We start from the raw sequence: 1378 nt of genomic DNA on the forward strand, positions 1-1378 counted from the left end.
TCCTATATAGCCAATCACTAGGATAATATAGTATTAGAGTTAGATAATAGAATTACAAAAGGATGTAGTACTGAAGGGCATGTAACCCATGTATTAACTGATAGGATGGGTTCAAGGCAAGGAGGATGGAGCAAAGAAGGAGCAGAGGTAATGGTAAAGTTATTGAGCTTGAAGTATAATGGTATAAACTTAAGAGAGGCATATTTAAATGAGATTTGTCGGAAAGCAGAAAAGAGAAACGAAAGTGTGAAAGAGATTATGAAAAAAAGTATTTAGAGGGTAAAGAAACAGGTTGAGGAGACAAGGAGTAATATACCAATTCTGGAGAGAGGAAAAGTTGATTTGTTGTTTAGAGTATTGAGAAGCACAAGTTCTGGAGATTTCCTAAATGCAGTGGTATTTTAATAAAAAAATTTCCCTAAAAACTCTTAACACTATCCCTTTTCTTAGCTTACTTGACTTTTTGCTTTGTTTTGCTTAATATTAATCATACAGTGTTAAACTCTGATAATCTTTGGCGGACAAGAAAGAGTTAAACTACTTATGAGGAAAAGTTTTTTTTAAAATAACAATCCTTGAAGTTACTTCAATTTGTGTAATTAGAGAGGGAGGTTACTATGAAGTGGATTAACTCTACAGATTTAAAAAACTGGGCCTCAAGGCGAGATTCTGAAGAGTATCTACCGTTGGTTATTCGACGGCTAATCCGGGCTACAGTAAACCAAATTAAATCTATCTCTTTTCCTGCAGGAGACAGCATCGTCTATCCAGGGTGGGATGGCATATTAGAATCCAAGGAGGAGACAGAATACATACCAAGGGGTTTATCTTTATGGGAGCTCAGCACAGAAAAGAGTATTGGGGAAAAAGCAAAGAGAGTTTATCAGACTCGAAAAGAAAACCCTTTAATACCAAATCCGTCTGAGGCAACATTTATTTTTGTTACTCCAAGGATATGGACAAAAAAGGATGAATGGGTAGAAGAAAGGAAGAAAGAAAAGTTCTGGAATGATGTAAGGGTTTATGATGCAAGAGATTTAGAAGAATGGCTTGAACAAGTCCCTGCAGTTGGAATTTGGCTATCCAAGCATATAGGTAAATATCCCCAACAAAATGTCCAATCACTCGAGGGCTGGTGGAATGAATGGAGTCAAGTAACACGCCCACCTCTTACCCCAGAATTAGTGCTTGCAGGTAGGAAAGAACAGATAGAGAGAGTCAAGAATTGGCTAAATTCTGAATCTTCACTTTTAAAAGTACAGGCCTCTACAAAAGATGAGGCTTTAGCATTCTTATCAGCAGTTATTTTAACATTACCAGAAGAGGAAAGAGAGTACTTTTTATCTAAAACCATTGTTGTTTCCGATATAGAAGCCTT

General features: G+C 36.5%; 2 pseudogenes. Both read left to right on the forward strand.

The annotated features are described in order from the left end of the window. Positions 1-405: pseudogene (locus H964_RS12080) on the forward strand (UPF0236 family transposase-like protein); the annotation flags it as partial. Positions 406-617: 212 nt separating this feature from the next. Further along, positions 618-1378, forward strand: a pseudogene (locus H964_RS04150) (XRE family transcriptional regulator); the annotation flags it as partial.

The organism is Caldicellulosiruptor sp. F32, from assembly GCF_000404025.1.
GTDB lineage: Bacteria > Bacillota > Thermoanaerobacteria > Caldicellulosiruptorales > Caldicellulosiruptoraceae > Caldicellulosiruptor > Caldicellulosiruptor saccharolyticus.